The sequence below is a fragment of the Novosphingobium sp. PASSN1 genome, assembly GCF_002278815.1.
Map to the genome: position 1 here is coordinate 344381 of NZ_NKIS01000003.1, position 24896 is coordinate 369276.

General features: G+C 66.8%; 26 protein-coding genes. 18 read left to right on the forward strand and 8 right to left on the reverse strand.

All coding sequences use genetic code 11. The features are described from left to right. Positions 1–57: 57 nt before the first annotated feature. The 5 genes from CFE35_RS07360 to CFE35_RS07380 are packed head-to-tail and all read right to left on the reverse strand — an operon-like array spanning position 58 to position 6459. The gene (locus CFE35_RS07360; RefSeq protein ID WP_292929519.1) at positions 58–1845 is read right to left on the reverse strand and encodes a putative porin; all 1788 of its coding nucleotides are present in this window, start codon (positions 1843–1845) and stop codon (positions 58–60) included. A 31-nt stretch (positions 1846–1876) separates the two neighbouring features. Then, complete coding sequence (locus CFE35_RS07365; protein WP_292929521.1) at positions 1877–2608, reverse strand: TonB C-terminal domain-containing protein; 732 nt, start codon at positions 2606–2608, stop codon at positions 1877–1879. 12 nt (positions 2609–2620) lie between these two features. Beyond that, on the reverse strand, positions 2621–3028 hold the full coding sequence (locus tag CFE35_RS07370) for a biopolymer transporter ExbD (protein WP_292929523.1): 408 nt from the start codon (positions 3026–3028) through the stop codon (positions 2621–2623). A gap of 12 nt (positions 3029–3040) precedes the next feature. Beyond that, the gene (locus CFE35_RS07375; RefSeq protein ID WP_292929525.1) at positions 3041–4813 is read right to left on the reverse strand and encodes a DUF2341 domain-containing protein; all 1773 of its coding nucleotides are present in this window, start codon (positions 4811–4813) and stop codon (positions 3041–3043) included. Then, entirely contained in the window at positions 4813–6459 is a 1647-nt protein-coding gene (locus CFE35_RS07380; RefSeq protein WP_292929527.1) for a ShlB/FhaC/HecB family hemolysin secretion/activation protein, read from the reverse strand. Before CFE35_RS07380 ends, CFE35_RS07375 begins: the two co-directional genes overlap by 1 nt. A 367-nt stretch (positions 6460–6826) precedes the next feature. On the opposite strand from CFE35_RS07380, the gene CFE35_RS07385 reads away from it, so the two are divergent. The 11 genes from CFE35_RS07385 to CFE35_RS07435 are packed head-to-tail and all read left to right on the forward strand — an operon-like array spanning position 6827 to position 16862. Beyond that, a complete protein-coding gene (locus CFE35_RS07385) occupies positions 6827–8602 on the forward strand; it encodes a GspE/PulE family protein (protein WP_292929530.1) in 1776 nt (591 codons plus the stop codon). Positions 8603–8607: 5 nt separating this feature from the next. Continuing rightward, on the forward strand, positions 8608–9819 hold the full coding sequence (locus CFE35_RS07390) for a type II secretion system F family protein (RefSeq protein ID WP_292929531.1): 1212 nt from the start codon (positions 8608–8610) through the stop codon (positions 9817–9819). Further along, on the forward strand, positions 9816–10244 hold the full coding sequence (gene gspG / locus CFE35_RS07395) for a type II secretion system major pseudopilin GspG (protein WP_292929533.1): 429 nt from the start codon (positions 9816–9818) through the stop codon (positions 10242–10244). The genes CFE35_RS07390 and gspG overlap by 4 nt, the downstream gene beginning before the upstream one ends. 3 nt (positions 10245–10247) lie before the next feature. After that, the gene (locus CFE35_RS07400; RefSeq protein WP_292929535.1) at positions 10248–10724 is read left to right on the forward strand and encodes a type II secretion system protein; all 477 of its coding nucleotides are present in this window, start codon (positions 10248–10250) and stop codon (positions 10722–10724) included. Beyond that, positions 10721–11122, forward strand: coding sequence for a prepilin-type N-terminal cleavage/methylation domain-containing protein (locus CFE35_RS07405; protein ID WP_292929537.1), 402 nt, complete (start codon positions 10721–10723; stop codon positions 11120–11122). Before CFE35_RS07400 ends, CFE35_RS07405 begins: the two co-directional genes overlap by 4 nt. After that, positions 11122–11820: a prepilin-type N-terminal cleavage/methylation domain-containing protein gene (locus CFE35_RS07410; RefSeq protein ID WP_292929539.1), complete on the forward strand. Its 699-nt coding sequence runs from the start codon at positions 11122–11124 to the stop codon at positions 11818–11820. The genes CFE35_RS07405 and CFE35_RS07410 overlap by 1 nt, the downstream gene beginning before the upstream one ends. After that, the gene (locus CFE35_RS07415; protein WP_292929541.1) at positions 11817–12824 is read left to right on the forward strand and encodes a PilN domain-containing protein; all 1008 of its coding nucleotides are present in this window, start codon (positions 11817–11819) and stop codon (positions 12822–12824) included. The genes CFE35_RS07410 and CFE35_RS07415 overlap by 4 nt, the downstream gene beginning before the upstream one ends. Then, positions 12821–13381: a type II secretion system protein GspM gene (gene gspM / locus CFE35_RS07420; RefSeq protein ID WP_292929543.1), complete on the forward strand. Its 561-nt coding sequence runs from the start codon at positions 12821–12823 to the stop codon at positions 13379–13381. The genes CFE35_RS07415 and gspM overlap by 4 nt, the downstream gene beginning before the upstream one ends. Continuing rightward, entirely contained in the window at positions 13347–13904 is a 558-nt protein-coding gene (locus tag CFE35_RS07425; protein WP_292929545.1) for a hypothetical protein, read from the forward strand. The genes gspM and CFE35_RS07425 overlap by 35 nt, the downstream gene beginning before the upstream one ends. Next, positions 13897–16005 carry a type II secretion system secretin GspD gene (gene gspD, locus CFE35_RS07430; protein WP_292929547.1) on the forward strand — a complete coding sequence of 703 codons (2109 nt, stop codon included), beginning with the start codon at positions 13897–13899 and terminating at the stop codon, positions 16003–16005. The genes CFE35_RS07425 and gspD overlap by 8 nt, the downstream gene beginning before the upstream one ends. After that, positions 16005–16862 (forward strand): type II secretion system protein GspK, encoded by an 858-nt coding sequence (locus CFE35_RS07435; RefSeq protein WP_292929549.1) that lies wholly within the window; start codon positions 16005–16007, stop codon positions 16860–16862. Before gspD ends, CFE35_RS07435 begins: the two co-directional genes overlap by 1 nt. 3 nt (positions 16863–16865) lie before the next feature. On the opposite strand, the gene CFE35_RS07440 is transcribed toward CFE35_RS07435, so the two are convergent. Continuing rightward, complete coding sequence (locus CFE35_RS07440) at positions 16866–17498, reverse strand: cell wall hydrolase (protein ID WP_292929551.1); 633 nt, start codon at positions 17496–17498, stop codon at positions 16866–16868. A gap of 255 nt (positions 17499–17753) precedes the next feature. Here CFE35_RS07440 and CFE35_RS07445 point away from each other — a divergent pair, with 255 nt between their 5' ends. The 6 genes from CFE35_RS07445 (at position 17754) to CFE35_RS07470 (ending at position 22712) form a co-directional block, all read left to right on the forward strand. Then, positions 17754–18368, forward strand: coding sequence for a hypothetical protein (locus CFE35_RS07445; RefSeq protein WP_292929553.1), 615 nt, complete (start codon positions 17754–17756; stop codon positions 18366–18368). 247 nt (positions 18369–18615) lie between these two features. Continuing rightward, complete coding sequence (locus CFE35_RS07450) at positions 18616–19593, forward strand: hypothetical protein (protein ID WP_292929555.1); 978 nt, start codon at positions 18616–18618, stop codon at positions 19591–19593. Between the two features lie 178 nt (positions 19594–19771). Then, positions 19772–21298, forward strand: coding sequence for a hypothetical protein (locus CFE35_RS07455; RefSeq protein WP_292929557.1), 1527 nt, complete (start codon positions 19772–19774; stop codon positions 21296–21298). Positions 21299–21434: 136 nt separating this feature from the next. Next, the gene (locus tag CFE35_RS07460; RefSeq protein ID WP_292929559.1) at positions 21435–21887 is read left to right on the forward strand and encodes a hypothetical protein; all 453 of its coding nucleotides are present in this window, start codon (positions 21435–21437) and stop codon (positions 21885–21887) included. 29 nt (positions 21888–21916) lie between these two features. Next, positions 21917–22255: a hypothetical protein gene (locus tag CFE35_RS07465; protein WP_292929561.1), complete on the forward strand. Its 339-nt coding sequence runs from the start codon at positions 21917–21919 to the stop codon at positions 22253–22255. Between the two features lie 19 nt (positions 22256–22274). After that, positions 22275–22712 carry a peptidoglycan-binding domain-containing protein gene (locus CFE35_RS07470; RefSeq protein ID WP_292929563.1) on the forward strand — a complete coding sequence of 146 codons (438 nt, stop codon included), beginning with the start codon at positions 22275–22277 and terminating at the stop codon, positions 22710–22712. A 19-nt stretch (positions 22713–22731) separates the two neighbouring features. Here the strand turns inward: CFE35_RS07470 and CFE35_RS07475 are convergent, their stop codons facing one another. Continuing rightward, entirely contained in the window at positions 22732–23469 is a 738-nt protein-coding gene (locus CFE35_RS07475) for a winged helix-turn-helix domain-containing protein (protein ID WP_292929565.1), read from the reverse strand. 93 nt (positions 23470–23562) lie between these two features. On the opposite strand from CFE35_RS07475, the gene CFE35_RS07480 reads away from it, so the two are divergent. Then, positions 23563–23826: a hypothetical protein gene (locus tag CFE35_RS07480; RefSeq protein WP_292929567.1), complete on the forward strand. Its 264-nt coding sequence runs from the start codon at positions 23563–23565 to the stop codon at positions 23824–23826. 81 nt (positions 23827–23907) lie between these two features. Here the strand turns inward: CFE35_RS07480 and CFE35_RS07485 are convergent, their stop codons facing one another. After that, the gene (locus CFE35_RS07485; protein WP_292929569.1) at positions 23908–24783 is read right to left on the reverse strand and encodes a MipA/OmpV family protein; all 876 of its coding nucleotides are present in this window, start codon (positions 24781–24783) and stop codon (positions 23908–23910) included. Between the last annotated feature and the right edge of the window lie 113 nt (positions 24784–24896).

A 24896-nucleotide genomic window follows, 5' to 3' on the forward strand; every position in this document is an offset into this window, starting at 1 on the left:
CGGTCCTCTGGCGAGTGATCTTGGTTTGGGAATATGGATGGCGCGGCTGACGAAGCGTCAGAACCGGGCCATGAAGTCGATCTGCAGCACGTCGATCGCCAGCGGTTCGCCGGAAATCTCGTTCGCGCTGAACCAGCGCCCGCGCACGGAAACGCGGTCTGCAAGGCCGTATTCGGCCCCGATCACGTAACCCTTGGCGTTGGTCCCGCCGAGGTGGAAATCGCTATCGGTATAGGCATCGAGCACCGCATCGCTCTCGAGGTAGCGATATTCGGCAAAGGCGTTCCATGCGCCCTTCTTGGTCACCTTGGGATAGCCGATCGAGGCATTGACCAGCCAGCCGGTATCGCCGCCGACAAAGCTCGTCGGGTTGGTCTTGGTGCAGATGTTGCGCGCCGCGTTCCCGTTGCTGCCATAGTTGTTGTAGGGCTGCACGAGGAAGGCCTGCGCGGTATCAAACAGGCCCGAGCAGATGTCGGCACGCTTGAAGCCGAGGTTCTTGACGTATTCACCCGCCAGCCGCGCGTTGACGTTCTCCGAAACCGGCACCTTCAGCGCGAGGTTGAGATCGAGAATGTCGTAATCGAACTTCAGGCCGAACAGCTGCGGATAGACGCCGGTGCTGTTGGTGACGAGATTGCGGATCGTGAACAGCGTGTTGCCCTTGCGCAGGAACTGCGGCTGGAATCCGTCGGTCGAGCAGAAGTTGCCGAGATCGAGGTTGCAGGGTTCCGAAAGGCGGCCCTGCACGTTGCGGAAGCTGTGGTAGGCCGCGCTGGCATCGAACGACAGGCTCTGCGTGATCGGCGCAGAGAGCTTGAGCTCGCCCGCATAGAGCCACTTGTTCGGATAGGATTGCTTGTTCACCGCGACGTTCGGGAAGTTGCCATCGCCGTAATCGAGCGGGAACGCCCCGCCGGTGAGCGCAATGGCGGATTCCTTGCCCAGCAGCCCCGCCCACTTGAGCGACGCCGAAACGCCGTCGAAGCGCAGATCCTCGTCGTAGAGCAGCGGCGTGGTGTTGAACGGGTTTTCGAAGCGGCCGAAATGCAGCGTTGCCCAATCGGTGGGCTTCACCTTGATTTCTGCGGAATCGACGAAGATCTGCCGCTTCGAGAAGCCGCTGCCGAGGCTGGCGTTTTCCGAGATCGGGCTGTTGTCGTCACCCGTGCCGAGCACGATCGTCGCCGTCACGCCCTTGACCACATTGGCCTCGAACCCGAGCCGCGCGCGGTAGCGGGCATCGGTGCGATCCTTGCGCGTGTTGAGGAACTGGTAGGAGGCAAGCCGCGTAAGGTCGATCGGCTGGCCAGCGGCCGTCATGCGCGTGAAATCGAAAATCTGGTCCGAATTGTTCTTCGCATAGAGCGAGCTTTGCGAGCGCACGCGCACATCGCCGAACAGACGGATACGCTTGGTCCATTCCGGTGCGGCCTGATCCTTGGTCACCCAACCTTCGGTGGCGGCCTGGGCCATGATCTCGCCGCGAATTTCGTCGCGGATCTGCTGACGCACGGCTTCAGGCACGCGCGCCACGCGCACCGCGCCGGCCGGCGGGGGCGGAGGCGGAGGCGGCGCGGCGGCCATGCGCGCCTGCGCGGCCTCGCCCTGCGCCTGCGCGAGCAGTGCATCGCCATCGGCCTGCGTGAGCGTGCCCTTGGCCACCAGCAGGCGGATGAGGTTGGTCATCGCATCAGGCGAAGGCGCGGCTGCGACAGGCGTGGCAACCGCATCAGGCGCCGTTTGGGCGTTGGCCGTGGTGCTGGTGGCCATGGTGCTGGCCAGCAGCGCCGCAAGCGCTGCGGAAAGGCCGGCGCGGCGGGGAGCGAAACTACGCAGCGACATTGCGGAACTCCATGAACGAACTGGGTGCAGATCAGAGGCCACGGCTGCCCCGGACGGTGATCTTCTGCGGAAAGCGGAACGAGGCGGGCGGCGCATCCAGCCCGCGAATGGATTGCAGCGCCGCCAGCAGCAGCTGATCGCGCTTGGCATTGCCGCTGGAACGCAGCAGCTGCACCGCGGTGATCTGCCCGCCGAGGTTCACCGTCACGGCGAAATCGGCGCTGAAGATCTGGCGGTTGATCTTGTCGTTGTTCTGCACCCGCTCTTGCAGAGCAGAGCTGAGGTAGCGCGTGTAGAAACCGCTCGCGATGGGCGAGCCGCCGCCGCACGGCGGAGCAAGGCACGTTCCCGCACTGCCGCCGCCGCCCATGCCGCCGCCCTTGCCCGCGCTCATGCCGAACGCATCGGTGCCAGCCTGCGCAGGTCCGTCGATCTTCATCGGCGCGGGCTGATCGGGCGCGGGCGCGGGCGCGGGCTCAGGCATCGGCGCAGGGTCGGGCTTCGCATCGGGCGGCGGCTGATCCGGCGGCGGCGGGGGCGGAGGTGGAGGCGGGGGCGGCGGGGGCAGCATGTCCACCGTCTGCGGCGAGGCTGCTTCCACCTTCACACCCGGCACTTCGGTGATCAGGCCATAGAACCACCAAGCCGCGAGCAGCACGAGCAGCGCCGCGCCCGCCTGGATCAGGCGCAGCTTGAGCGGCACCTTCTCGTTCGGATTGAACGCAGGCGGAACCGGGCTGGGAGAGGCGGGCTGACTGGCCATGGCGAGTGGCGATCAGGTCCCGGTCGGCTTGCCGGTCACCAGCCCGACCTTGGCAAGGTCCAGCCGGCGGCACAGATCGAGCACTTCCATGATCTTGCCGTATTGCGTCGTCGTATCGCCCTTGAGCACGATCGGCACATCGGGGTTCGAGGCCTTGGCGTTGCGCAGCCGCGTTTCCAGATCGGGCAGCGTCACCGGGAACGCATCCATGAAGATCTGGCCCTGATCGTTGACCGTGAGCGCAATGGTCTTGGGCTGCACCAGGCTCTTGGCCGAACTGGCCTTGGGCAGATCGACCTTGATGCCCTGCACCGATGCCGTCGCCATCAGGATGAAGATCACGAGCAGCACATAGGCCAGATCGAGCATCGGGGTGATGTTGATATCGTCATAGGCCTTGCGGCCGCCACCTACCTGCATCGCACGGGCTCCTTATTCTGCGGCTTCGCGGGCATAGGCCGCATCGGCCTGCATTTCGGCGAGGCGGGTGATCAGGCGGTCGATGAACACGCGCATCGAATCCGCCAGCGCGGAAATCCGCCCGTTCAGATAGTTGTAGCCAAACAGCGCGGGGATCGCGCAGGCGAGGCCCGCGATGGTGGCGAGCAGCGCGGCGGCAATACCCGGTGCGATGGCGTTGACGTTCACGTCTCCGGCCATGGCCACGCCGCCGAACACGGTCATCACCCCGATCACGGTGCCGAGCAGCCCGATGAACGGTCCGCCCGAAATCGCGATGGTGAGAATGACCATCATCGCATCGAGCTTCTGGTTTTCCTCGACGTAGACGGCATCGACCGCCGCGCGCATCGCCTCCACCGCTTCGCCCGAAAGCGGGCGGGTGACGGACACCTTGCGGCGCACGTCCAGTTCGGCAATGCCCATCTCGTAGAGCCGCGCAATCGGCGAGGTCTTCTTGATGAACGCGGCTTCCTGCGGCGAGATGCCCTCGGCCTGATCCAGCGGCACGAGGTTTTCGTGCATCGCGTTGAAGCGGCTGAAGAACAGCGTGTTGCCCTTCGCGGCGGCATTCAGATAGCGCACTTTCTGCACCATCAGCGTCACCGCCATGGCCAGCAGGATCATGCACAGGCCGATCACCCCGGCGTCGATGGGCTCAAGCTTGCTGACGATGAAAGTCAGCACGCCGCCGCCGTTGCCCTGCTTCTCTGCCGTATCCGAAACGCCAACAAGCTTGGTGGCAGGGCCTTCCGCGTTGGCCATGGCGAGCAGCATCGCAGCCGGACGTGCAGCCTTCGACAGGCGCACTTCATCGAGCGAGCCGACCAGCGTACCGCCCAGCGTGATGGGACCGGCAATGGCGGGGAGCGCAACGGAAACCGCCCCGGCTTCGACGCCGTTCACGTAAATCTTGAGCGTGGTGCCATCGGCCACCACACCGATATGCGTCCAGTCCCCCTGCTTGACCGCAGCGGTTGCCGCCGCGCGGCCGGAACCGACCGCGACATAGGGCATCCCGGCGTTGATGCCGATTACCATGGCGCCGCGCGCAAACAGCTGCTGGTCACCGGCGAGGTTGTCGGGCTTGACCCAAGCGGTGAAGGTGAAGGGCGCGCCCGGGGTCATCGCCAGCGAAGGCGCATCGTTGACCGTGACACCGCCCTGCCCAACGAAATGCCCGCCGTGGCCGACAATCGCGCTGTCTTCGATCCCGGTGGGCGCATTGGCAGCGTTGTTGCCGTTGGCGGTCTTGTCCTCGGTCGGCTGACCGGGGCCTTCGGAAAAGTGGTAGGCGAGCGTGTGGTCAGGATCGAAGCTGCCTTTGACATCTTCGCCGACGGGCGCGTTCTTGTTGCCGAAATAGAGCCAGATCTGCTTCTTTTCGCCGCCGTTCAGCACCGGCAGGCTGACCCACACCGTCGCGACGCCGTTCTTCGCGTCAAAGCTTTCGATGTGGTAGGGCAGCGGGTTCTTGTCGTCGCTGTCGACAAAGCGGATGTCCGCCCCGTTTTCCAGCGCATCGGTGAAGGTGAAGTTGCCGCTGTGCAGCCGCACCAGCACCAGCGTGCGGCCAATCGGGCCGCTGACGTTGACGCCCGAGGGGCTGGTGTCGACCGTCACGGCCTTGCGATAGGCCCAGTCCTTCTGCCACCAAGCCGCAGCCGGGCTGGCCCATGTCCCCATCGTGAGGACAAGGAGCGCAAATAAAGCCTTGAGAACAGGCCGCAAGGTGCTGGTGTGCATCAGAATTCGCCCCTGGCTGTAAAGACGACGCGGGCCTTGCCGCGTTCGGAATCGGACAAAGTATTCAGCGGAACGCCGACGGTGAGCCCGCCGACAAGGTGCTTGAACAGGCGCAGCCTGAGGCCGCCGCCAAGGCTGCCGAGCGTGAAGCGCGAACGCTGCTCGGCCAGCGGATTGATGATGCCGACCACGCCGTAGTCGGCAAAAACGTAGGGCCTGAGTTCGCCGACGAAGTCCGGCAGGCTGCCTGCCAGCGAAGGCCCATCAAGCTGGAGCGTGCCGACCACCCCGCGATCGCCCACAGCTTCGGACTGGAAGTACCCGCGCACCGAGGATTCGCCGCCGAGGCCGAACTGCTCGTTGGAAACGAGGTGGCTATCGGCATACTGGCCCGCGATCTTGACGATCAGGCTCATGTCATCAGCGATCAGGCGGCTGTAGGAGGCATCGAGATTGATGTGCGCGAAGTTCTCGCGCGCGTTGAAATCGCGCAGCGAAAGCTGGTCTTCGAGCGAGCAGTTCGCCGTCTGCGTGAGGTCTGCGCAGACCAGCCGCTTGATCACGCGCAGGCCCAGCGTGGCGCCGAGATTGAGGTCAAACTCGCCCTTCTCGCCCAGCCGCGTGTAGGAATAGCCGAGGACGAGCGGGACATAGCGGATCGGGGCCTGGCTCGCGAGTTCGCCCTTGATCACGATGTTCTGTTTGAAGTCCTTGTAATCAAGGCCAAACGAGAACGACTGATCGGCCTTTTCACCGGCCAGCCGATAGATCGCGCGCGCGCCGACCTGATAGCCGTTGCCCAGCACTTGCGTGCCGCCCAAAGCGGCGATGTTGCTGTTCGATTTGAAGCCGAACACCACCAGTGACCACGGCGTGCCGAGCAGCGGCGCATTGTAGGACGCGGAAATGACTTCCGTTTGCCGGCGATTGCGCGGCGCCACGATGTAGGACGCCGAAAGCGTGTGCCCGGCGCCCCACAAGTTGGTGGTGCGCAGCGAGGCGGCGAGCCGCAGCCGGTCGGTATTGGGGCTGTTGTCGTTATTGAAATCCAGCGAACCGTGAACCGGGAAGCTGTCCTTGACCTTCAGCTCGACGTCAATCGCGCCTTCGGTCTTGCTCGGCTTGAACGAGGGTGTGACGGTGCGGTCCGGAATGCGGTTGGCCTCTGCCAGCTGCTTTTGCAGCGCGGCGAGATTGAGCGGCTTGCCTGCCTCGACCGCCGGGAGCTGGGCACGCACGGTATCGGCCGAATGGAACTTCGCACCAGCAATGCGCACTTCGCCAACCGGCGCTTCCGATACGCGTATCTGGACATACCCGGCGGCGAAGGCGGCGCTGTCCTGCGGCGGAATATCCACCACCGCGGCTTCATAACCCTTGGCGGCATAGATATCCTGCAGCGCCTTGCGCGCAGCTTCGAGATCGGCGGCGGTCCGGTTTTCACCCGTGAAGGGATAGACCGCGTTCTCGATCTCGTCGGCCGTCAGCACCACCACGCCGACGACGTCGATCGCCTCGACCGTGAAACGTTCGGGCGCACGGGCGACGTCTTGCGCTGCCGCAGTCCCGGCGCACAGGGCAGCCGCTCCGGCAAGCGAAGCAAACAGCGCGCGCAACCGCGCAAGATCAGTGTCACCGCAAACCATTGCGCATCTGTCCGGAAAGTCCGACCCCCGTTGCATCGGCCCCCTGAGGTCCGATTCACCAAACCCGCCATTGGGGTTCCAATGTGTAACTTTTGCGACGGCGCTTTCGCGGATGCCGCAACACGCCGAATGCGGCACGCATTGCGCAAAGGCGCGGTTTCGGCGAAATTTCAGTGCGAAACGGCGCGCGCGTTCGGCTAGAAGGTGGCGCCTATTGGAAACGGATTTGTCACATGCTGCGCATAAACGCTGCCTCCGCAGGCTCGCCGAGTGCAGGTCATGCTTCGCACCGCGCAAGGCTTGAAAATCCATGTCCGCTTCGATCAATTCCCTTGCTTCTTCGGCAGATAGCGCCGGAAACGAGGCTGTGAGCGAAGCCGCCGCGCACGGGATGCGCCCCGCCGCCACGGGCCGCGATGCAGCAAGTGGGGTCAGCGGGACGACAAAAGAATCCGAAACGGCCAGATTCGCGCATGCTTCGGCCGATCCTTCCGCCGCGCTCGTCGCGATCCTGCGCAGCGAAGCGGGGATGGCCGAGGAAGCCCTCGCCCGCGCCCGGCTGGTAGAGGGAGAGACGGGCGAGACGCTCGACAAGATCGTCACGCGGCTGGGCCTGATATCCGAGGATGCGCTGGCCGCCGCGCTGGCTCGTGCGCTGGGGCTGCCGCTGATCGATGCCGCCAGCTTTCCGGCGGAAAGTGCGGCAGTTCCAGACATTTCCGCCCCGTTCCTGCGTGATCGCCGCACCTTGCCGCTGCGGATCGATGGCGCGCACGTGTTGGTTGCCATGGCCAATCCGCTCGACCGGGATGCGGTGGAGGGCATTGCCTTTGCCACCGGGCGCAGCGTGGAGCGCTGCGTGGCGCGCGGCGGCGATATCGATGCCGCGATCGACCGGCTCTACCGCGCCGAAGCCGCCACCGAAGTGGAAGACGAAGTCGACGAGGGCGACCTTGAGCGGCTGAAGGACATGGTCAGCGACGCGCCGGTGATTCGCGCGGTCAACCGCCTGATCGCCGATGCCGTCGATGCCCGCGCCTCCGATATCCATCTCGAACCGACCGACGACCGGCTTGCCGTGCGCTTCCGCATCGATGGCATGCTGCGCGAAATGCCCGCAAAGCCGCCCGCCATGCGCGCGCCGGTGGTCAGCCGCATCAAGGTCATGGCAAACCTCAACATCGCCGAGCGCCGCCTGCCGCAGGATGGCCGCCTGCGCCTGACGGTGCGCGGGCATGAGATCGACTTGCGCGTGGCCACCGCGCCTTCGATCCATGGCGAGAGCGTGGTCATGCGCATTCTCGACCGTGCGAACCTCTCGCTCGATCCGAAGTCGCTCGGCTTTGACGCTGATCTCGAAGCGCAATTCCTCGGCGCGCTGGCCCAGCCGCACGGGATCATGCTCGTCACCGGCCCCACCGGTTCGGGCAAGACGACGACGCTCTACGCCGCGCTCGCGCACCTCAACGCGCCCGAACGCAAGCTGACGACGATCGAGGATCCGATCGAATACCGCCTGCCCGGCGTGGTGCAGAGCCAGATCAACCCCGCCATCGGCTACAGCTTCTCGTCCGCGCTGCGCTCGTTCCTGCGGCAGGATCCAGACGTGATGATGGTCGGCGAAATCCGCGATACCGAAACCGCGCAGATCGCGGTGCAGGCGGCGCTCACCGGCCACATGATTCTTTCCACGCTGCACACCAACACGGCGGCGGGTGCGGTCACGCGCCTGCTCGACATGGGGGTGGAGCCGTTCCTGCTCTCCTCCGTGCTGACGGGCGTGCTGGCGCAGCGCCTCGTGCGGCGGCTCTGCCCGCATTGCCGCGAAGCATACGATGCCGATCCGGCGCTGCTCGAACGGCTCGGGATCGCCAGCCGCGCGGGCGAGCCTCAGACGTTCTACCGCCCGGTTGGCTGCCCAAGCTGCAAGGGTTCGGGCTATGCCGGGCGCATGGCAGTGTTCGAATTTATCCGCATCGACCGCGATCTTGCCGGGCTGATCCTGCACCGCGCCGATACCCGCACCATCGCCGAAGCCGCCGCCCGCGCCGGGTTCGGCACCTTGCGCGCGGACGGCATCGCCAAGGCGCGCCTCGGCCTCACCGCACTCGAAGAAGTGCTGCGCGTCGCGAGCGAGGACTGAGCGGCGTGGCAACTTTCCAGTACCGGGCGCTGGCGGCAAGCGGTGCCGCCGTTTCCGGCCAGATCGAGGCGGCGAGCCACGCGGACGCGGTGGGTTCGCTGCGCAAGGCCGGGATGCGCCCGATCGAGATTGCCGAGCCAAAAGCGGGGGCGGCCCGCACAAAACGCGGCGGCAAGACCCCGGCGCGGCTCATCACCAATGTCTTTGCCGAGCTTGGCGTGCTACTGCAGGCGGGCCTCCCGCTTGACCGCGCGCTGGCCATCGCGGTCGAGAATGTCGAGCAGCCCCCCTTGCGCGCGCGGCTGGCCGATGTGCTGGCCGCTGTGCGCGAGGGCAAGCCGCTGTCCGCCGCGCTGTCCGCCCACAGCGATCTGTTCCCCGGCCTGGCCCCGGCGATGACCGAGGCGGGCGAGGCCAACGGCAAGCTGGGCGAAGCGCTGGCCCGGCTGGCGCAGATGCTCGAACAGGCGGACGAACAGCGCCGCCAGATCGGCTCGGCGATGACATATCCCATCGCGCTGGGCGTGATCGCGCTCGGCGTCATTCTGCTCATGCTGCTGTTCGTGGTGCCGCAGTTCGAAGGTCTGTTCGCCTCGGCCCCGCCCGGAAAACTGCCCGCCGCATCGCTGTTCGTGATGGGCGCGAGCCAGTTCGTGCGCGCCAATGGCCTCATCATCCTTGCCGTGCTGGCAGGCGCGGGCTTTGCCGCGCGCACCGCGCTGGCGCGGCCCGGCGGCGCGGCCTGGCTCGACCGGACGATCCTTGATGTGCCGCAGATCGGCGTGCTGGTCCGCAATATCGAGACAGTGCGCTTTGCCCGCAGCCTTGGCGCGCTGATCGAAGGCGGCGTGCCTTTGCCCAATGCGCTGGCGCTCGCGCGGCGCACGGTCACCAACGGACACATGAGCGCCGCTATCGGCGAGGTTACCGATATCGTGCGGCAGGGCGGCGGGCTGGCGGCACCACTGGCGGAGCGGCGCGTACTGCCGACCATGGCGCTCAGCTTCATTCGCACCGGCGAGGAGACTTCCCAGCTCGGCCCGATGCTGGCGCGGCTGAGCACGGTGCTCGACCGCGACGTCAAAGTGCGGCTAGAGCGCGTCATCGCGGTGGCGACGCCGGTGATCGTCGTCTCGCTCGGCGTGCTGGTCGCGGCGATGGTCGCATCGATCATGTCGGCAATTCTCGGTTTCAACGATCTGGCGGTGGCACAATGAAAAAGCGCAAGAACATTCCCGTTCGCAACGGCTTCACGCTGCTCGAACTGCTGGTGGTGCTCGCCATTCTCGGCCTGCTCTATGCCATCGTCGGGCCGCAAGTGATCAAGTACCTCTCCAGTTCCAAGAGCGAGACCGCCTCGGTGCAGGTGAAGAATGTCGATGCGGCGATGAAGCTGCTGCGGCTCGATGCCGGGCGTTATGCCAGCAATCAGGAAGGCCTGCAGGCGCTGGTCACCCAGCCTGCCGGAATGCCTAACTGGCGCGGGCCCTATCTTCCCAACACTGCGGCGCTCACCGATCCCTGGGGCAATCCCTATCGCTTTGCCAATCCGGGCAAGCATGGCGAGATCGATGTCTACACGCTGGGTTCGGACAACGCCGAAGGCGGCACGGGTGAGGCCAAGGACCTCGGCAACTGGTAAGCCATGCCCCGCGCCGCGCCCCTTCCTCTGCCCCCGCGCACCGACAGTGGCTTCACGCTGCTGGAGATGCTCGTGGTGTTGGCGATCACCGGGCTGATTGCGGGGCTGCTCTATCCGCAGATCGAAACCGCCAACTTCGCCGTGCGCCAGCGCATTGCGCGCGCGCATGTGGCTGAGGGAACCGAGATGGCGCGCGCGATGGCGCTGCGCAGCGGCGCGCCCGTCACGCTGGGCACGGATGAAGGCGGCGCGGTGCTGATCATCGCCGGGGCCGGATCGCGCCGGATCACGCTCGATCCGGCCGGAAAGATCAGGCTTGCGCTGCGGCCACCGGGCATCGTGTTCCATCCCGATGGCAGCACGACCGGCGGCGAACTGGTGCTGGGCAGCGGGCGTGACGCGGCGCGCTACGGCGTGGACACGGCGAGCGGGCGGCTCACGCAGGCCCGGCCCCCGGAGCAGGCGGACGCTGAACGATGAAACCCCTCCCGCAAGAGCGCGGATTCCTGATGCCGCCCGTGCGCGAGCGCGGTTTTCTAATGATCGAGGCGCTCGTCGCGCTGGCCATCGCGGCGCTGATGGCGGCGCTCGTGTTCGATTCGGTCTGGCAGATGGGCCGCACCGCCGCCGCCGCCGCGGATCGGCGGCAGGCGCTGCTGCTGGCGCGGTCGGTGCTGGCGGCGGCCAGCGTTCCGGGCACCAGCACCCCGATCCCGGCACGCGGGGCCGATGGGCGGCTGGCATGGTCGATCGCCAGCGAAGCGTTTTCGGGCGAGGCGGCGGACGGCATCCCGCTGGAGACGATCAACGTGGCCGTGAGCGATGCAGCCAGCGGCCGCGTGCTGGCGCGGCTGACTTCGCTGAAGGCGCGGCAATGATGGCCGTGCTCGCCCTGCCCCGGCCTGCTGCGCGCGGGAATGCGCGCGAAGGCGGCTTCACGCTCGCCGAAATGCTCGTTGCGCTCGCGCTGTTCGGGATGATTTCGGCGCTGCTGGCCTCGGTGATCAATCTGATCGCCCGCCTCGATGGTTCGGCGCAGCGGCAGGGCGATGCGGTGGAGCAGGTCGTTGCGGCGCAAACCCTGCTGCGCGCGCGGCTCGAACAGCTGCGTCCGATGATCGATATTCGCGGGCTGGGTGATACGATCACGCTGGTCGGGCGGCGCGACGAGATCACCTTCACCGCGCCGGACCTTGCCGCGCGCGGCCCGCATGAAGTGCAGGCCATGCGGCTGCGGCGCACCAATCGCGGCCAGCTCGTCCTCTATGCCGCGCCGCAGCTGGCGGGCTACGATCTGCGCGTCCCCTCGGTCGAGGGATGGCGCGCCGCGCCGCTGATGGAAGGCGTGCAGTGGCTCGACATCGCCTACTTCGGGCCGGACCGGCTGACCGCGCGCGATGTGTGGCAGGACCGCTGGGAAGGCCGCGCGCAGCCGCCCAAGCTGGTGCGCGTGCGGCTCGGCTTTGCCGACGGCGATCCGCGCCGCTGGCCGGTGCTGATGGTGCGGCCGCTGAGCGGTGTGCGCCTTGCCTGCCAGGACGGGCGCAAGAGCCTTGATTGCGGAGAGGCGCAATGAACCTTTCCGAACTGCTAAATGCCGACATGACCACGTTGGCGCGGATGGCGCGCAGCGGATTCGATTGGTGGGTCGGCGAACTGGAAAGCCTGCTTCCGGTGGGGCTGATCCGCCGCCGCAGCCTCACCGCGTGGCACCGCTACGAATACGGCGAAGTGATCGCGGCCAGCCGCGCCGGGGTCGATACGCTGGTGATCCCGCGCGAGCTGTGCCTGGTCCGCACGCTCACCCTGCCCCGCCTGCCACAGGCCGATCTCGCCGCGCTGGTCGCGCTCGATGCGGACCGGATCATGCCCGTGCCGGCAGACAGCATCGTGATCGGCATCCGCACGCTGGGCCCCGCAGACGAAAGCGGCGGCGGCACCATGGTGCGCGTAGCTGTCGGCGCACTGCCCATCGCCCGCGCGCGTGAAATCGCCGATGCCGCGCGCGCCGCCGGGGCCGTGCCTGCGCATGTCGGCCCACTCGATGCGGGCGGCGAACGGCTCGATTTCGATCTCGCCCCGGCGATGCGCCAGATCGGCCTGCTGCCGCCGCGCCCGGCGGTGGCGCGGTTCTGGTGGGCTGTGGTGGCGGTGCTGGTGCTGGTCAACCTGGGCACGGCGGTGCTGCGCGATCAGCAGCAGGTGGAGCGCCTGCAGGCGCTGGTCAATGCGCAGGCCCCTGCCCTCACCGCCGTACGGCGGATCGAGGACCGGGTGATGGCCAATGCCGCGCGGGTCAACGCGCTCAATGCCCGGCGCGCCGCGCACCAGCCGCTGCGGCTGATGGCCACGGTTGGCGGCGCGCTGCCTGAAAAGGCCTGGGTGCAGCGCTTCGAATGGGATGGGCGCACGCTGCGGATGACCGGCTATGCCGCGCCGGGGATCAATGTCGTCTCGGTGCTCAAGGCCACCGGCTTGTTTGGCAGCGTCCGTGCCAGCCGGTCTGAGGCCGTGGCCGAAACGGAGAGCGGGCGGCCGTTCGATGTGGTGCTGACCCCGCGCGCGGAGCGCGGCGCATGAGCCCCTTCGGCAAACGCCCGCTTTCCCCGCGCGAGGGCAAGCTCATCGCCGTGCTGATCCTTGTGGCTGTTATTGCCCTCGTGCTGGCGGTCATGATCGGCCCGGTTGTCTCTGGCTTCACCGACCGCGCCGCGCGGCGCGAGGCGCTGGTCCAGACCTTCCATGCGAACGAACAGCGCATCGCATCGCTCGATGCGCTGCAGGCCGAGGCCGAACGCCAGACCGCCGAAATGCGCCAGCGCTTCATCGCTGCGCCCGATGCCGCCGAGGCCAGCGAGGCGCTGCGCGAGCGGATCGAGAGCGCAGCGCAGGAGCTGGGCGGCGATATCAAGGCCTCAGAAGCCGTGCCCGCCGAGGAAGGGTGGGCGCGCGCCGCGCTCGACATGCGCATAAGCCACGCCCAGTTCGCCGGCCTGCTGGCCCGGCTCAATGCCCTCAAACCCGCGCTGGCGGTCGATGCCGTGACGGTGATCGCCGACGATGCGCTGACAAATCCCAAATCGGACCTGCTCGATGTCAGACTTGAAGCTTCGGCTCCTTTCGTACCGGCCCGATAAGGCCAACGGTGCGCTGCTGCCCGCAGGGCTTGCGCTGGTGCTGCTGGCGGGTGCGGTGCTGCAACTCACCCTGCCGCAAGGCGCCGCCGTGCCCCCGATGCTGGGCGTATCGCGCGCACCGGACCGGCGCCTGCCCGCGATTGCCGAAGTGACCGCGCCCAATCTGGCCGGGCGGCCTTCGCTGTTCTCGCCGCTGCGCGTGATCGGCGCGCGGATCGCAGAGCTGGATGCCGCCAGCCCCGGCGCTGCCTCGCCAAAGCCGGTCGGGCCGCTTGGCGGCACCTTCGTGCTCGGCGCGGCGCGTGTTGGCCGGGCGCAAGTGCTGCTGCTGCGCGAAGAAGGCGGGCGCGTGCTGCGGCTTGGCCCCGGCGGCAGCTATCAGGGCTGGCAATTGCTGCGGATCGAGGCAGATGGTGCCCGCTTCCGCAAGAACGGCAAGATCACGCGCATCGCCTTTGGCGCGAGCGCACAGGCGGGAGATCCCGCGGCAGATACCAGCGAGAGCGAGAGCGACAGTGAATAAGCATCAAACGATCCTGCTGGCCGGCCTCTCGGTCCTCGCGCTTGCGGCCACGGCGGGCTGCGCGCCCAATGCGGCGGTACAGCCGGTCGAGCGCGCGCAGCCCGCAGCGCCGCCCGCCGCCATGCCGCGCCCCGAAGGCGTGACCACCGCGCTGATCGGCGGCACCGAACCGGCTCCCGCACTTCCCGGCAGCAACAGCGCCGAAAGCACCCGCAGCGCGCCTAAGGGCAATATCGAGTTCACCATCCCCAGCGCCGATGTGCGCACCCTCGCCCAGATCGTGCTGCGCGATACGCTGCGCATTCCCTACACCGTCAGCCTCGACGGCGATATCGACGTGGGCCTGACGACGGCAGGCCCGGTGAACCGGCAGCAACTGCTCGATCTGTTCGAGGCCTCGCTGAAGAAGGCGAACCTCGTGATGGTGTGGGAAGGCACCGGCTACCGCATCCTGACGCTGGACGCCGCCAAGGCTCGCGGCACCGAATTCGTCCCCGATCGCGGCTTCGGCAGCGAGACGGTGCGTCTCCAGTTCGCCAATGCCGAGGAACTGAAAAAGCTGCTCGACAGCGTGGTCCCCGGCGCAGTGCAATCGATCGACCCTACGCAGAACGCGCTGGTGATCGCGGGTACGCAGGCCCAGCGCAAGAGCGCGCATGATCTGATCGCACAGTTCGATGTGAATTGGCTGCGCTCGATGTCGTTCGCGCTCTATGTGCCGCAGAACCTCGACAGCCGGCTGATCGTGCCCGAGCTCGACAAGCTGATCAACGCGCCCGATGCGCCGACGCGGGGCCTGGTGCGGCTTATCGGGATGGAGCGGATCAACGGCGTGATCGCGATCAGCGCGCAGAAGCAATACCTCGAAGACGTGCGCCGCTGGGTCGAAGTGCTCGACCGCGAAGGCACCAACAACGAAGCGCGGCTCTATATCTACCGCGTCCAGAACAGCCGCTCGCGCGATCTCGTCAAGACGATCAACACGAGCTTCGGGTTCGGCGGCGGCAGCGGGTCTGGCACCACGGGCGGCGCATCGGAAAATGCCGATCCCTTCGCGTCCGATGCGCGCGGCGGAACGGACGGTGCGCAGGGCCAGAACACCGCGCGGCAGGTTCCCGCACCCGGTCAGAATGCCGGGCTTGGTGGCGGGGGGTCTGGCGGCGGGGGACCAGACACCGGGGGGGGCGGTCTGAAGGTCCGCGTCTCCTCGGACGAGATCAACAACGCGGTCGTCGTCTATGGCAACGCCCACGATTACGCCATCGTCGAGGACGCACTGCGCAAGCTCGACGTGCCGCCGCTGCAAGTGATGATCGAGGCGGCGATCACCGAAGTCGGCCTCAACGACGGGCTGCGCTACGGCGTGCAATGGAACTTCGCGACCGGCCAATCGAACTTCGCACTGACCGAAGGCAGCACCGCCAATCCGACGCGGGTGTTCCCCGGCTTTTCCTATTTCTATTCGAACAACAATGACATCCGCGCGACGTTGAATGCGCTGGAGGAACGAACCACGGTCAAGGTCGTCTCCGCGCCCAAGCTGATGGTGCTCAACAACCAGACCGCCGCGTTGCAAGTGGGCGATCAGGTGCCGGTGCTCTCGCAGCAGGTGACCCCGCTCGGCGGTGGCAGCAGCACGGGCAACCTGCTGGCGGCCAACTCGGTTGAATACCGCGATACCGGCGTCATCCTCAAGATCACCCCGCGCGTGAACGTCAGCGGTGCGGTGCTGCTGGATGTCTCGCAGGAAGTGAGCGACGTCCAGCCGACCAAGACCGGCGTTTCCAACTCGCCGACCATCTCGACCCGCCGTGTGGCCACCACGGTTTCAGTGCAGGACGGGCAGGTCATCGCGCTCGGCGGCCTGTTTCGGGATAACAAGAGCTTCGGCAAGAACGGCCTGCCGATCCTCTCGCGCATCCCGATCCTTGGCGGGCTCCTGTTCGGCAACAACAACAACACGCAAAAGCGCACCGAGCTGATCATCCTGATCAAGCCCCACGTGCTGCGCACGCCGGACGACCTCACCGCGATCACCGAGGAACTGCGCGCCAAGATCCAGTCGGTCGAACCGTTCAAGACCAAGGGCAAGATCCCCTGATGAGAGGAGGCCCGCCTCGCCGGAACGAGCGCGGCTATGCCATGCTCGCGGTTGTCGCGGGCATTGGCGTGATGGCGGCGGTCGCGGCGGGTGCGGCTTCGTCCACTGCCGCGCGGCTCGATACGCTGGAGGCCGAGACCACCAACGCCCGGCTCAGCGCCGCAGCCGATGCGGGCGTGGAGATCGCGCTTGCCAATCTCACCCGCCCCGGCCTTGCCGCGCGCTGGTCGATTGACGGGCGCGTCTATGAAGAGAGCTTCGGCGGCGTGCCGGTTGCGATCCGCATCGAGGACGAGGCGGGCAAGATCATGATCAACCGCATCGACGGCGAGAACATCGGCTGGCTGATCGCCGCGCTCGGCCTGCCGCAGGACCAGGTCGAAACCTTGCGGGACAGCTTCGATGACTGGATCGACCAGGATGACGAGCCCCGCGCGAACGGGGCCGAAACCGATTTCTATCTGCCGCGCGGCTATGCTGCGCGCAACGGCCCGCCGCAAAGCGTGGAGGAACTCGGCGATATTCGCGGCTTCACCCCCGCGTTGGTCGAACGCATCGCGCGCATCGCCACGGTCGAAGTCAATGGCACCGCCTTCGACAAGCGTTATGCCGATCCGCTGGCGATCCAGGTGATGAACGATGGCGATGCCAATTCGCTCGACGTGATCGAGCGGCAGCGCGAGGTCAGCGGCCAGCGGCCCGCGTTCTCGATCACCGATCCGGCGGACTGGAGCGGACGGGTTGTGACCATCATCGCGGTGGCGCGCGGGCCCGGCGGGGCGGAAACGCGGCGACGGGTGGTCGCCGAACTCACTGGCAAGCCCCGCCAGCCCTATATCCTGCGCTGGGGTGCCTGAAGGTCAGCGCACCAGCGGCAGGCCCCAAGGCGCAAACGGACGCGGGGCAGCAGCTTCTGCCGGAGCCGTGCGCGGCAGCAGCAGCGCGGCGCTCGGCCCGCCATCCACGCCCCGGTAGCGCGCCCAGGCGCGCGCAATCACCGCGTGATCGGGCTCGTCCCAGCGGATGGCCTGCCCCGGCGCGGCAGCGCCTTCGGCGCGCGCACCGGGCGGTGGGCGATAAAAGATATGCGCGCCGATCCGGCCCACGGTATCGAGCGCGGACGCCCAGCCGGGTTGCACATACGTCGCGTGATAATTGAGCGCGCCAGCCACGCGCGCCGGCCCGGTGCCGCCCAGCGCCGCCTGCGCCACCATCCGCGCGGCGCGGATCGTGCGATCATCAAGGCGGCGGTCCAGCGCGCCGTCGCACACGAACGTGAACTGGCACCCCGTGCCGCGCCGCCAGCCCTGCCACACCACGCCGCACACGCTTTTCGGGAATGCCGGATGGGCCACCCGATTGAGCACGACTTCGGCCACCGCCTCCTGCCCGGCACGCGGCTGGTTGCCCGCCTCGTGCGCCACCGCCAGCGTCAGGCAGCGCATGGCATCATCCTGCGCGGGATTGGGCGCAGCGGCGATAGCCACACCCATCGGCGCGGCCGCTGACGCGGCAAGCGACGCCGTTTCGGCACGGGCCACCAAGGGTGCAAGAACCGCCCCGCACAGCACCATGCCGCGCAGACTGCGGCGAACGGCACGAGGGCAGCGCGGGCGGGATCGCGAAGTCACAACCGCAAAGTACGCCGCTTGTGCGACAGTTTCCAGTCATCCCGCCGTCAAACGCGGCGCGGCGGCCGTCACGGCAGAGTCACGCTTGCTTCCTAGCAGCGATGCGACTCAAGCCCGGTGGAACCTGCGATCATCATGTCCCATGCCTTGCACATCCGCCTTGCCTCCACGCGCCGCTGGCGACTTGCCCTTGCCGCCGCGGCAGCCCTCGGGCTCGGCACGGCCTGCGCATCCGCCGCAGCGGCCAGTCCCGCGCGGCCGCAGACGCGCCTGCCCGCCCGTCTGGTAACCTGCCAGTTGGGCCACGCGACCAACTTCAATCCCGAAAAGCAGCAGACACACGCCGACATCACGTTCGACACGCACCACCGCCTTAGCCTCTATCTCCCGGCAATCGGCGCGCGCACCGCGCCCCCGCCCGATGCGACCGAGGCCGCCGAACCAGTCGATTCGCGCACCCGCGTGACCGAGGACCCCGACGGGCTCACCGCCGACGCGCCGGGGCCGTTCGACCGCGTGGTCGATCTCTGGCCCGAGCGGGTGGAACTGGCGAAGACGACTCCAACCGGAGCCTTCAAGACCCTGCTGGTGAGTGACTACGATCCGGCGCGCGGGACGGCGCGGATATTCCTCGGCACTGCAGGAGACATCACCAGCTACGACCTCAAGCGCATCTACATGGGCGAATGCACCGTAGCGCTGAACCCGCCGCGAGGCACACGCAGACGCTGAACCGCCGCGCGCGGCAGACTGTCCGGTTTCGTGACACCACGCGGCCTGATGACATGCGGCGGTGCAATGACATGCAGCTGTAATCTTAGTGTCCAAATCGCCCGATAATACGCGCTGGCCCTCAGGGGGCTGGCCCTGCGCTCCACCATAAGCGAACCTTATGAAACGTTTGGAAATTTGCGGCATGCAAAGCCTTGACCTCCGGCGCTCTGGCGCAGGCCACGCGATTCTGGTGCGGGGAGGCCGCATGGCGCGCCTTGTGCTGAGCGCCGCCCTTCTGGCCCCGCTTGGCGCTTGCGGCATTCCCTATGGCACTGGCAGCCGCGTCACGCTGTCCGAAGCGCCGCCTTCGGCGCAAAGCACGCCGAGCGAAGGGATCATGCAGGCGCTCACCTGCATGCGCGATAGCCACACGCTGAACCGCATCCGCTTCGGCATCGCGGTGCATTCGGATGGCACCGGCAAATCATCCTATGGCTATGAAGGCGCGACCGGCTCGTTCCTGCCGCAGGGTACGGCAGCGATCTGGGCCTCCGAAGCGGTGATCCGCGCGGGCGGTCTCTCGATGAACTACTACGAGCTCAACACCGAGCGCGCGCTGCGCCAGTTCGGCGGCTCCAGCCTCGATACCGCGCTGGCGACCCAACAGCAGACGCGCGTGCCCAACTTCATCATCTCGACCGCGTTCACTGCGCTCGATTTCATCGGCGGTCCTTCGATGGACATCCGCGCCGGGGGCATCGGCCCCTACTACAACGTGCGCGGGGCAAGCCTTGAAGTCTCGGCCGAAATGTACCGGCCGGGTGACCGCATGACGATGGCAATCAGCTCGCTCAACCGGCAAGTGTTCTACCGCGATGCCGGGATCGGCGGCGGGCGTCTGTTCGGCAAGGGCAAGGGCGAGCTCGTCACCGGCACGATCGGTTTCACCGATCAGCAGCGCCTGCAGGAAGCGACTCGGGATGTGATCGCGCTGGCCGTCGCCGATGTGCTGGCTTCCATGCCGGTCGTGCCCGATGATTGCCGCCAGATGGTCGAAAATCTGAAGGCCGCGCACAAGGCGCGGGTCAATGAGGATCGCCCTCAGGAAAAGCCCGCGCACGGCTCACGCGCACGCCGCGATGATCTGCCTGCCCAGAGCCCGGCACCGCGGATTCCCGCCGAACAAGGCCCTGCCAGCGGCACTATTGCCAATCCCGACAAGGCCCGGCGCAACCAGCGCTGAACCTGCCTGCGCAGCGCAAGTTGTCCTGAAACAACACTTGGTTACAGATCCGTTAAAGAAAAAAAGCCGCCCATTCTTCAAACCGTCACCAATGTTTCAACCAAGGTGGCCAATGCGCTCGTGCTAGTACCTACGGGGCTAGATACGGGGTATAAACGAAAGAAATAGGGGTATTAACGTGACCAAGATTCACATGACGAAGCTCGCGCTGCTTGGCGCGACTGCTTTTTTCGCTGCGACTTCTGCGCATGCACAGGTTGCTGATAGCTGGACCATTGCCGGCGATGTCAACGTCAGCGCGCTGAACACCGGCGCCGTGCTCAACGATCCGGTCAATGGCGGCACCGTCGCCGGCATTGAAAGCCCGGAAATCACCGCTGGCTACAAGAACTCGATCTCGGGCGCCACGGTCGGCGCTTCGGCATCGTCGGGCTTCTCCTCGGTCAACAACTCGGGCGTTGGCGGCGATGCCGCGGTCGAATTCGGTGGCGCGGTGACGGTTGTCGCCGGTAGCGCCAGCGACGTTGGCAACAACACCGACATCATCACCGGTGCCACAATCGGCGGCGGCAACGCCAACTCGATCTCGCTCGCTGCAGTCGGTTCGTCCGCCTCGGTTTCGGGTTCGACCACGCTCACCGACGTGGCCGGCGCAGCCGTTCCCGACGGCGAGACCTTCGCCTACACCTCGGGCCAGCTGATCGTGTCTTCGGGCGCGGCTGACGGTTCGGTCGACGCGGCTGACGCCACCGTGGGCGGCAACGCGGGCGCCGTGACCCTCTCGCTCGCCACCGGCCTGACCGCTCCGTCGATCGCTGGCGGCAACGGCAACAGCATCAGCGTCGCCGGTCTTGGTTCATCGGCGTCTGCCTCGTTCTCGGCTGCGGTCGATGGCGATGGCTCGGTGCTTGATTCGTTCGACCTCACGCTGGCTGACGGCGCGCTCATCAGCTCGGCCAACGACGCAGCCGGCGCCATTGCGGTCGGCCTCGGCGCGGGTGCCACCACCCCGGCGATCGCTGGCGGCAATGCCAACGCAATCAGCGCCGCGGCGCTCGGTTCGTCGGCTTCGTTCTCGCTCGCTTCGGGCACGAGCGGCGGCGGCGTGGTCACGGCCTTCAACGCCGCTGTCGGCGAACTGGTGGTCGACTCGACCAACGCCGGCGCGGTCACGCTCGGCGGCGATGTCGATGGCACGGCGCAGGCCACCTACGACGATGCCTCGATCTCTGGCGCTGGCAACAACAACTCGATCAGCGCGGCTGCGCTCGGTTCGTCGGGTTCGGTGTCCTATGCCAACACCGTGTTCGACACCGGCGGCGGTGCGGCGGCTGGCGACGTGTCGTTTGACGCGATCACGGTTAACAGCACCAACTCGGGTGACATCATCAACAACGTCAACCTGACCACCGGTGGCAACATCGATGGCGGGGCGAAGAACTCGATCAGCATCGCGGGCCTCGGCGCTTCGGCTTCCCAGTCGATCTCGATCACCGACAACTCGGGCGCTGGCGTGACCGGCGTGGCGACGGCGATCGGCAGCGACATCACGCTGGCTGCGGTCAACTCGGGCGCGGTTTCGGTGCTTGGCGGCGGCCTGCAGACTGCGGTCATCGCCGAAGGCTTCAGCAACTCGGTCTCGGCCGCTGCAGTTGGCGCTTCGGCGTCGCAGTCGGTCAGCCGCACGGTTCTGCTGACGCAGTAAGGCGCGGACAACCCGCCCCTTGCGGGCGGGACCTGCGTAAAAGACCTGGGAAGGAGGGGCCGCGTGGCTCCTCCTTTTCCCGCATGTGGCCCTCGCCGCGAACGGCAGGCCGGAGTGAGAGAAAGGGCGTTTCGGTATGGCATTCGCAATCTTCGGGATCACGACGCGCCGGGCCATCCGTCTGGCCGCTGCGGTTGCCTTGGCCCTGCCGGTTGCTGCCGCAGCGCAGATCACGCACAATGGCAATTCCGACCTCACCGCCATCAATTCCGGCGATATTTCGCTACGCGGCGATGTCAGCAATCCCACCGTTTCGGGCGGGACCGACAACTCCGCCGGCAATCTTGCCGCACAGGGGGCGAGTTCGAGCTACAGCATCAACGATGCCAATCTTGACGCGCAGGGAGAGCCGGTCGGCACTTCCGCCGCGAGCGTTTCGGGCACGCGCCTGTCGGGTACGAACTCAGGCTCGGTGAATGTCCGTGCCACGATCACCGGCGGCTCGTTCGCCGGCAACAACGCCAGCCAGAGTGTCTCGGCCACCGGGCTCTCGAACGTCATCTCGATCAGGACCACTTCGTCCAAGTGATCACGCACCCAGCAGGAAGGATCAGCACAATGACCCGGACCACCACCACGCTTGCCGCCATCATGATCCTGCTCGGCACGGCCGCCGCGCCGGCGTTTGCCGGTCCCGCCACCAGTGCCTGGGGCACGATGGGTTCCAGCGGCAGTTCGGGGCCGGCACTCAACTCGGCATTGCTGCACAAGACCGAAGGCGAGAACGCCCAGATCCAGACCATCGGCAAGGATGTGACCTCGATGTATCGGTCGGTGACCTCGTGCGGGTATTGCGTCTACAACCAGATCAATGGCGATTCGAACTCGATCAACGGCAACACGATATCCGGCAGCAATACCGGCCAGACCACCGCGACCGGCACGTTCAAGAACTGAGTTGCGCCGGTTCCTGAAGATGCCGCTGCCCGGCCTGATCGCGGCCGTGCTGGTGGCCGTGGCTGGTGTTCCCGCACAGGCGCGGACATCGCCCCAAGCAGCAGCCACTTCGCCAGCGCTGGGCGAGGCCATCAGCGTGCTGCCGCCGGAGGAGACCATTCCGCCGGTTGACGCCACCCCGCCCGCAGACAAGGCCGAAGCGTCGGGCGGGCTGCCGCAAGCGGCTGCTGCTCCTCCTGCGGCGACTGCCCTGCCCGCTGGTGCGGGCGTGCTGGACAGCGCGACGGTGCAGCGGATTGTCGACCGGCTCGTCAGCCTCAACTTCCTTGCCAATGCCGTCGAGGCGCAGGATCCCGACCGCCTGACCGCCGCGATCCGGGACTTCCAATCGAGCGCCGGGATATCGCCGAGCGGGACATTCGACAGGGACACAGTGGGCCGGCTGACCACGCCCTGAGGCGCGGTTTTTTCGCCGGTCAGGCTTCCGCTCCGTCGAGCCTTGGATCCGCACGCAGGCGCGGTTGCTGATCGCCAAGGGCATAGCCGACCGAGCGCACGGTGCGGATTACATCGGGCCGACTTTCCAGATTGAGCCGGCGGCGCAGACGGGTGATGCGCACATCGACCGCGCGCAGTTCGATCTGGCTTTCGCGCCCCCATACCGCGGTGCGGATCTGTTCGCGGGTGCGGACTTTGCCCGCGTTTTCCATCAGGTAGCGCAAGATCTTGAACTCGATCAGGCTGAGCCGGACATCGAGCCCGTCCCGCGCCACGGTGCCATTGTCGATATCCATCTCCACGCCCGCAATGCGGATCACGCGCCCGCTGATGGCCGGCGCGGTGCGCCGCAGAATGGCGCGGATGCGGGCGAGCAGTTCGGGCAACGAGAACGGCCTGACGAGGATATCATCGGCGCCCGCATCATAAGCCCCGAGCCGTTCGCGTTCATCGCGCACCGCAGAGACAACGATGATCGGCAGATAGCCGGTCCCGTCTGCCCGGCGCACCGCGCGGCAAAGCTGCGCACAGCCTTCACCCGGTTCGCTCCAGTTGAGCAGTACGAGATCGAGATCCTGCGCCGCGATCTGGCGCGCCAGATCGCCCGGCTCGCCCGCTTCGACCACGGCAAAACCTTCCATCTCGAGATTGAACTTCATCATTCTCAGGATGGTCTGGTTGGGTTCGTAGAGCAGAATGGATGCCTTGCGTGACATCGCGCGTGCGGGGCCTTCCTCTTGCCCGCAAGGAGGCTCATCCATCAGGGGCAGGTAACTGTTCATCCGGCGTTCAGGCCTAGGTACCGTTTGTTGCAGCACGGTGAAGAGTTGATGACAGCAGCGCGACGAACGGCAGCAAAAATGCCGAAGAAATCGTCGGTGCGCTATGTTGGGATGTGCGCAAATCCTTGCACCGATCCGACGACTGACTTCGATTGGTCAGCACAAATATCTACTCCCAGCGGCACGGGAGAGGAGAGGATCATCGCAACGGATCGGAACAATCCCGACAAGGTCAACGCCAACATTGGCACGTCATTCGGCGAGACGCCGACGGACAACTTCGTGCTCTGACCGAAACCCTGTTGCCGCGAGCCTATCCTCCACCTGCTTTGTTGGCTGCCCCCTCCCCCGCCAGATTGGGGAGGGACGGGGCTACTTCCAGGTGAAACGGTAGCCGTAGGCGAGGCCGACGCTGAGCTGGTCGCGGCGGCCGCGCCCGCGGATCAGCGTGCTGTCTGCGGCGACGTTGCCGAGGCAGTCGTAGCCAGCGAGGAGCGTGATGGCGCCGTGCTGTCCGCGTTTGCCGAGGGGACGGGTAAGCGTGCCGCCGATACCGGCAGAGACAAGGCCGGAACCGGTGCGGTAGGCCGAAAGGCCGGCGCGGGCGGCCTGATCGGGGGTGACGCCAAAATAGACCTGCGTGTACTTTGCGCTGGCGAAAGTGGAGCGCAGGGCGAGCGAGTAGCGGAAGGCGCCAGCGCGGTCGCTGAAGCGAATCGAGGGTTCGGCAACAAGCCCTTCGTGCCCGCCGGTGCCTTGGCGGACTTCGGTGCGCAGGGCCACGCGGCGACCGAGTGCTCCGGCTGGGCTATATTGCACGAAGCCGCCGAACTCTCCGGCTAGGCCGATGTTGCCTAAGCCGCGCAGGGCATCGCTGCCACCAGTGACAAGGAAAGGCGAACCGCCGGTGGATTCGCGCCGTCCGAAGCGGAGGCGGGCTATGGGGCCGATTTTCCAGCCATCCCGGTTGATGACGTTGACGCCGAAGCCTTCCTGCACCGAGGCAAAGGCAACATCCTTGTAGGCCACGCGGATATCCGGAAAGATCGACAGCGCATAATCGCGCGAACCCTGCCAAGCGGGGGCGACGAGCGGGACCATGCCGACGGTAAGCGTCCAAGTGGGGGTGGGCGGCGGCCCGGCGGGGCGCGGGGCGATGGGGCTTGCGGCAGGGGCGCTTTGGGCCTGCGCGGTGGTCGCGGCGAGGAGGATCGCGGCCACAAGCGTCGCGAGGGAGCGGGGGTTCATGGGACGGTCTCCTGAACTCTGGCGGGGGGTGTGCGGCGCGGGGGAGCCCGGCTCGCAGTGCCGGGGAATGCTATATCATTACATATAGAGCGCAGATGATGGGGGCGTGCGAG